We start from the raw sequence: 6,699 nt of genomic DNA, 5'->3' as shown, positions 1-6,699 counted from the left end.
AGGGAATCCCATACGGACTCTTATGTTAGGCGGATACCACTAGCTTCAGCGCCGACGGCTGCGGAGAAATCCGGTATAGTCGATCGTCACCATGGTAGGTGCGCCTCGCAGTACTTTTGCAAGAGTGGAGGTCAGCGGCGCGACACTTTTGATTAAACGCGTTGCCGCGCCTGTCTTTTCGCCGTCAGCCATTATGGTCTCCTGCTCAAGCCACTCAGCAGGCCCCGCTGCCGTTCGACGAGGATCTCAAAATCCATACCAGTTGGGTCGAGAACATTGCCGGTCAGATTAGCCGGTACTTTTCAATTCATTAGTCGAGACCGAAACATCAAGGGACATAAAAAATAATCTCTGTCGCGGATTCGACAAACGGGACAGAGTTGTACGCAATCGATTTACATTTCAATTGCCAAAGGCCGACGGCATATTCCCGCAGAGGTTGAGGTACCTGCGTGAGCTTGCTGCCGGGGACATGCCTTGGCGAAGGTGGAGAATGGTCTGTTCAGAAGTAGCTCAGTTGAATATCCAACAAACGCCAGTGGCCTTGCTGTTTCGCGGAGAAGGAGGCTAGGCGGAGCCGTTAGTCCCGGCGCCCGCCGGGTTGCACCCCGCCGTTGCATTTCTGCCACTGAGGAGCAGACAGTCGGGTTGAGGTCCTTCCGTGGTCAAGTTGTGGACCAGACAGCAGAACGCTGAGACGGTGAGCAGATGAATGCGGCGTCGGCAGCCCACAAGAGGAGACGCATCCGAGCGTTGAGAGGGGATGGATGGTTGCCGGCCAAGCGGTAACACGCAATAGCAAGCGACGGTGGGGAAGAATTCCGACATGGTCCATTTATTGCAATTGATAGCATTGTGAAAGCAGCCTTGGCCATTCTGTAACTTGAACTAATCGTCGGATCCCCGCTTTCCGCGACTACAAAATTGCCGCACCTTCACGCGCTGGCATGCTCGGATTCTCATAGAGGCTAAAACAGCAATGGACACGGAAGCAGTCGGGCTCGCAATAGCTTTTTTCTTCATTGCACTGGCGTATGCAGCAGTCGGACAAGCTGGCGCATCAGGCTACATTGCCGCCATGGCGCTTTCTGGCTATTCGCCGTTGGCCATTAAGCCGACAGCTCTTGCTTTGAACCTGATGGTCTCAGCGATCGGCACGGCCCAATTCCTGAAGGTGGGGCAGGTGTCCTGGCGTAACGTGTATCCTTTCGCAATTCTGGGCTTTCCGGCTTCGGCTCTCGGTGGCTCAGTGCACCTTCCCGAGAGAATCTATCACCCGGTTCTCGGGCTGATCCTGGTAGTTTCCGCCATTCAAATGGCGCGATCCGCGCTTCGCAAGAGCGCCTTGGTCATAACCATTCCGAAAACGCCGCCACTTCACGCTGCATTGATCACGGGAGCTGTTATCGGTTTCGTCTCGGGCACGACCGGGAGCGGAGGCGGCGTATTCCTCGCACCAGTGATCCTTTCCAAGAATTGGGGAACAGCACATCAGACTGCTGCAACCACGGCCGTTTATAATTTAATGAACTCAACCGCTGCCTTGATTGGAGCGTGCGCTTCCTGGAATGCACTTCCAAACTTTCTCTCGTGGTGGTTGATTGCGGTAGCGGCAGGTGGATCGATAGGCGCTTTAATCGGGAGCCGATATCTTTCCGCTTCCTCGCTTCGCGTCATTCTTTCCGTGCTTCTGATGGTATCAGGCCTCAAGCTGCTTTGGTGATGGAGTGCCCATTTGCTTGCACGGAAAACCTTTGCCCAGCATCACGCAGGAGCACGCGCGAAGGCGCACCATTCTCATCCGCGGCTAAGACCGAGAGGGCCAATTGTCGCTGAATGTAATCTCCGATGACCGAACTCCTCACCAGCACGGTACCTGGAACGTGGCTGCAACGCTTGTGGCGCGCTTCCGCCGGAGGTCGAGAATTCAGCACATCATGACGCCGACAGCCACTCTGTCGTGTACGATGCCCGATATGACAAGCGTCCCGAAAACCACCTTGCCGCCGTCGTCAAGCTGGTCGGCACGAATCTGAATGGCGCGATCTCTAAAGAACATCGCAAATTCGAGAGCGGTCGCCGCTCATAAGATAAGGCTCGGCGTCACGGGTCATCGGACAGCTCTCTGCCATACGGCAGGCTGTCGGCGCCATATCCAAAGTGCGGATAATCGTGATGCAAAATATTTATTTTACTGGCCTTAGCAATGCTGCAAAAACGACCACGCTTGATTTGCATCGATATTAGAACAGTTCCAGAGTGCTGGCGTTGAAACCGCTTTGCGGCTCAAAGAAAGGATTACCCGTGGAAAGCATCATCGGTTCGGCATGTACAAGAATCCGATTGTCCATAAGGTGGTGGACAGGTTTGGGCAGATGTAGCCGTCCTGTACGTTACACTTGACCTAATCATTGCGTGAATGAGTTTTGCCGGCAGTTGGGGCAACCAGGGCCCCCGTTTATGCGGCGCCCATCTAGAAGGCTGCGGGGAGCAGTCGCGCTTTCTGCCCGGCAGGGCTCGGCATGTGACTATTTCGGAGTTTCTACATTGCCTTCAAATATGAGCTTAACGGCGGATCTCATTGCAGATTTGCTCAGCGCGGCAAACGAGGTCGACAAACTCAACCCCTATGAAGTAAGCGGCCTCCTAGACCGCTCGATTGACACCATCCGCGATGTGCGCGAACAGACTGGTGTCGCAAGTTCATATATGCAGGGCGTTGTGGTTTGTCTTCGAATATCCTCAGAGCGCGTTGGCCACCTCTCTGAGGAGGATGTCAGGCGGTCCCTCGTCACTGCCGCGGAAGTCCTGAGTGCATTGGTGTCAAACCGTGTCGATTGAGCTGTTCGCGCCGCCGGAGTCCGGATCACTCCAGCTATCATCGATCCCGCAAACCGATGCGGCGAATTCGGCTGCAATCTCGACAGGTTTTGCCGAAGATCGCTTCAGTCGACGCTGCTTATTGGAACCGGCGTATCCGATTCGCGACGATGTCGAATACACGACATAGGCGTGTCGAGAGGCAGCTTCTTGTTTGGAAACGATTTCTCGTTGGCATGATACATGCAGGCTAACCCGCAAATGCCCGAGTTGATGACTTGTGAGGAGGATGCAGGACTAACCCGCAAGAGTGCAGTTCGGGGTGCGTCAGCCTTCCCCGGGCAACGAGGATCCGAACAGCAAGGGGGCGGCAAATAGGAAAGCAACGGCCGCGAGGGCATTTAACAGTGGGTGCTGTGCGAGGATCAGTCCCTTGCAATGGCTAGCCGCCGATAACGTTGTAGAAAAATAGACAAGGAGTGCTCAATGGTCTTCACTGGAAAATGTGATCTGCGGAGTCCGCTGCTCGGACGACGCCTGCGCTTAGGATTCATCGGCGGCGGAAAGGGGGGGCTTGTTGGACGATGGCATTTCGCTGGGGCCCGGCTGTCGAACCACTGGGAAATTGTTGCGGGAGCTCTTTCTTCGGACCCGGAAAACGCGCACGCTTCGGCTGCAGAGTGGATGATAGCGCCGGACCGGTCGTACAGCGACTGGAACGCTATGGCAACAGCAGAAGCCGCAAGGGACGATGGTATAGAGGCAGTCTCGATCGTGACGCCAAACTGGACACACCATCGGATCGCGACGGCATTTCTGAAGGCCGGCATTGATGTAATACTAGACAAGCCCATGACCACAACAGTTTCCGACGCCCGAGAACTCGTGGAGTTACAAAGAGCGACGGATCGCCTGGTCATCATGACTTACCCGTATGCACATCACGCGATGGTTCGCCAAGCTAAGCACATGATCCGAAATGGGGCCGTCGGCACGGTCCGGCAGGCCCATGTGGAGTATGTTCAGGAGTGGGCGACAGCGCCCTTCCCGTCCGACGCGAAGGGGGCAATGTGGCGGCAAGATCCCGAGAAGGTGGGCCGCGCGTCGGCCACCGGAGATATCGGCACGCACGCTTATCATCTCCTGCACACAATGACCGGACAGGACATTGCCAGGCTCAGGGCTGAGTTTCACACCTGTGGCGCTGTGAAGGCGATGGAAGACACCGCCTACGTCACTTTCCGTCTCGAGAATGGTGCACCTGGGATCCTTTGGGTAACGCAAGCTGCTCCTGGCCAATATTGCGGTCTTCGAATTCGCGTGTGGGGCGACAGAGGCGGGCTTGAGTGGGATCAGGAAAAACCTGAAGTGCTGCGCTATGTGCCTTTAGGGGAGCAGGAGCAGATTTTTGTGCGAGGCCACGGTAGTGGAATAGTACCCGAAGCAGAACGCCTGATACATCTACCGCGGGGACATGGCGAAGCTTTAGTGGATGCATGGGCAAATCTCTATGCCGAGGCTGGCGTGGCGGTAGCCGCACGCCGCGCAGGGTATGCTCTCCCGAAAGATAGCGTTGAGCTTTCCGGGGCTGAGGACGGGCTCAAAGGTATGTTGTTCATCGATGCTTGTGCCGACAGCCACGAATCTGGCGGATCTTGGGTTTCGATAAGCGGTGAATCCATTCCCAACTTTTGCTGAGCTGAGCGGCCAAAGTTCGGGCGCCCGCTGTTTGGCTGAAGCGTCTTTGAGCGCTGCGAGGCTTTCGCCCGATCCACGATGTTTTCGGCTCCGATTGTCCGGAAGGCGCGCCAGATAAGGGCACTATGTCTCCATAGACCTCTTCGCTGTTTCGCCGGGGAAACGGGATCGGGCGAGCGGATCCTGCTCCTGCGCCGGTGATTGGCAACCTCGGCTGTGTTTAGAGTGGGATGATTTTAGATCCGTTCATATCCGCTCTTTGAATAGTTCTGGCATTCTTTAGGTGAAACGGTTTGGAGGATGGTTGCGAGCGCGTCATGGATGGCGTTGCGGCTTCTGGCCTGCGCCTCGCGTAGCCGGTGCTTGATCTTGGCGAAGAGCTTTTCGATCGGATTGAGATCGGGGGAGTATTGCGGCAGGAAGAACAGCCGCGCGCCGGCCTTGCGGATGGCGGTGCGGATCGCCCCGGCCTTGGGCGAGCCGAGAGTAAGCGCGATTTTCCCCGCACATTGACGCCGGCCATTTCGACGGATCGTCTTGGCGTTGGGAACGGCATCTGGTCAGGCGGTGGCAGTCTGTGCGAAGTTGAAGGGTAGCAGGTCGTCGATATCGGCGTCGACAGCGCGTTGGGGCAGTTCGGTTAGGGCGTGGCGCAACCACGTTAACGGTTCGACGCCGCAGGCGCGGCAGGTCAGCATGAGGCTGTAGATGACGGCGCTGGCCTTGGCTCCATCGGTGGTATCGCTAAACAGCCAACTCTTTCTGCCGGTCGCAAAAACTCTGATGTCGCGCTCCAGGAGGTTGTTGTCGATCGGCATCCTGCCATCGTCCGTGTAGCGCGTCAGATAATCCCACTGGTTCAGAGTGTAGGACACGGCATCGCCCAGCTTGGTGTCCGGCAAGACCTTCGGCGCGATTTCATCGAGCCATACCTTGAGAGCGGTGAGGACGGGTATGCTGTGTTGCTGTCGGAATCGGCGAACGCTGTCGGCCTTCGTCTCGCCGGTATCAGGCTTCTTGCTTCTTGTCTCGCGCTTGCCTTTCAATCCGATAGAGTTGTTCGAAGAACCGGAGAGCCTGCTCGGGTGGACCGCCACCTTTCTTTCTGGCCTTGAGGGCATCGACGAAGCGCCGCCTCGAATGGGCCATGCATCCGATATGGATCGCGCCATTCAGCGTGCGCCAGGCGGTGTAGCCATCGCTCATCAAGGTGCCGCGGTAATCGCCGAGGAAGGTCTGGGGGTGAACCTGGCCGCGGCCCGGCTGATAATCGAGAAGCACGATCGGCTCGTCACTGTCGTCGCCGCTCCGATAGGCCCACATATAGGGGTCAGAACAAGAACTGTTCCCCCAGACACGCGGCCTTTATCAACCAAAGACAGCGACTGCTGATTTGACGATGATGCCACCATCCGGACTTCTGCGCATTTGACGGCCGGTAGCAGCGCGAAAGACTTGCAGCAATTGCAGCGCCGGCGGCACCCGTGACCACAGGGTTTTCATGCGTTCCCTGCCATTTCGGCTTTTCCGCACTGCCTGGCCCGTAACAATGCGCTGTGACCAGCGGAAGCCGATCTCGTGGAAATACAAGTCGGCATGCTGCGGGCTGATATGATGAAAGACGCCGGCAATTGTGCGGCGGACGCGGGAATTGAAACCTTCGACCGAATTGACATGGACGGCGTCGCGAACGTATTCGCGGCTGGAATGCTTCACGGTGTCATGCCTGGCATAGTTCTCGCCAAGGGCTATGAACGCTGTCGCCTCATCGCTCATCAAGCAGGCATGGGGTTCGATCTGCGTTTCGACGGCGCGCGCCGCTGCACGTAGCGAAAGACCAGTCACCACCGCAGCCCGCGCGTCACCGGCCGGAGTGCCGGGTGTGACGTCATCTGGTCGCGATCGACACGCAGGGTGGCAATGAACGTCATGGGGTTCCACTGCGCGGCGCCCAGCCTCGCAGCGGTGCCATGTTCGTCTTCGTCCAGGTCTCGTCGATGAAGACGAGGCGGGCCGGATCGATGCGATGGCGATGCTTCAGCCAGCGGCTGCGTCGGGCGGCGACATCGGGGCGGTCGCGCTCGCTGGCGACCAACGTCTTTTTTTATAACTCAGCCCTTCCTCATGCACGAAGATCGTACGCATCCGAGGAGGGCCGCCTTGCTGAGAAGTGAGGCGAAC

General features: G+C 57.3%; 4 protein-coding genes and 4 pseudogenes. 2 read left to right on the top strand and 6 right to left on the bottom strand.

Translation table 11 applies throughout. From position 1 onward, the window contains the following. Window positions 1-45: 45 nt before the first annotated feature. Complete coding sequence (locus tag N181_RS33945; RefSeq protein WP_014858052.1) at window positions 46-192, bottom strand: hypothetical protein; 147 nt, start codon at window positions 190-192, stop codon at window positions 46-48. A gap of 787 nt (window positions 193-979) precedes the next feature. Here N181_RS33945 and N181_RS04620 point away from each other — a divergent pair. Beyond that, entirely contained in the window at window positions 980-1,723 is a 744-nt protein-coding gene (locus tag N181_RS04620; RefSeq protein ID WP_014858053.1) for a sulfite exporter TauE/SafE family protein, read from the top strand. A gap of 204 nt (window positions 1,724-1,927) precedes the next feature. Here the strand turns inward: N181_RS04620 and N181_RS35180 are convergent, their stop codons facing one another. Further along, on the bottom strand, window positions 1,928-2,059 hold the full coding sequence (locus N181_RS35180; protein WP_269845049.1) for a hypothetical protein: 132 nt from the start codon (window positions 2,057-2,059) through the stop codon (window positions 1,928-1,930). A gap of 1,247 nt (window positions 2,060-3,306) precedes the next feature. Between N181_RS35180 and N181_RS04610 the strand changes: the two genes are divergently transcribed. Beyond that, window positions 3,307-4,518 (top strand): Gfo/Idh/MocA family protein, encoded by a 1,212-nt coding sequence (locus N181_RS04610; RefSeq protein ID WP_014858057.1) that lies wholly within the window; start codon window positions 3,307-3,309, stop codon window positions 4,516-4,518. A gap of 236 nt (window positions 4,519-4,754) precedes the next feature. On the opposite strand, the pseudogene N181_RS31035 reads toward N181_RS04610, so the two are convergent. From N181_RS31035 to N181_RS31030, 4 pseudogenes are all read right to left on the bottom strand, one after another. Further along, window positions 4,755-5,024, bottom strand: a pseudogene (locus N181_RS31035) (transposase); the annotation flags it as partial. Window positions 5,025-5,078: 54 nt separating this feature from the next. Then, window positions 5,079-5,853, bottom strand: a pseudogene (gene tnpC, locus N181_RS04600) (IS66 family transposase); the annotation flags it as partial. 33 nt (window positions 5,854-5,886) lie between these two features. Beyond that, window positions 5,887-6,417 (bottom strand): annotated as a pseudogene (locus N181_RS04595) (IS1595 family transposase); the annotation flags it as partial. Continuing rightward, a pseudogene (locus N181_RS31030) lies at window positions 6,417-6,699 on the bottom strand (hypothetical protein); the annotation flags it as partial. The pseudogenes N181_RS31030 and N181_RS04595, both read right to left, overlap by 1 nt.

The organism is Sinorhizobium fredii USDA 205, from assembly GCF_001461695.1.
In the GTDB taxonomy this organism is placed as follows: domain Bacteria; phylum Pseudomonadota; class Alphaproteobacteria; order Rhizobiales; family Rhizobiaceae; genus Sinorhizobium; species Sinorhizobium fredii.
The sequence above is the reverse complement of the archived record's forward strand: the minus strand, read 5'-3'. Positions and strand labels throughout refer to the sequence as shown.

Bases quoted from the DNA above. Each gene is read 5' to 3' on its own strand.
- N181_RS35180 (WP_269845049.1), bottom strand. From the start codon at position 2,059: ATGTTCTTTAGAGATCGCGCCATTCAGATTCGTGCCGACCAGCTTGAC.
- N181_RS04610 (WP_014858057.1), top strand. From the start codon at position 3,307: ATGGTCTTCACTGGAAAATGTGATCTGCGGAGTCCGCTGCTCGGACGA.
- N181_RS33945 (WP_014858052.1), bottom strand. From the start codon at position 192: ATGGCTGACGGCGAAAAGACAGGCGCGGCAACGCGTTTAATCAAAAGT.
- N181_RS04620 (WP_014858053.1), top strand. From the start codon at position 980: ATGGACACGGAAGCAGTCGGGCTCGCAATAGCTTTTTTCTTCATTGCA.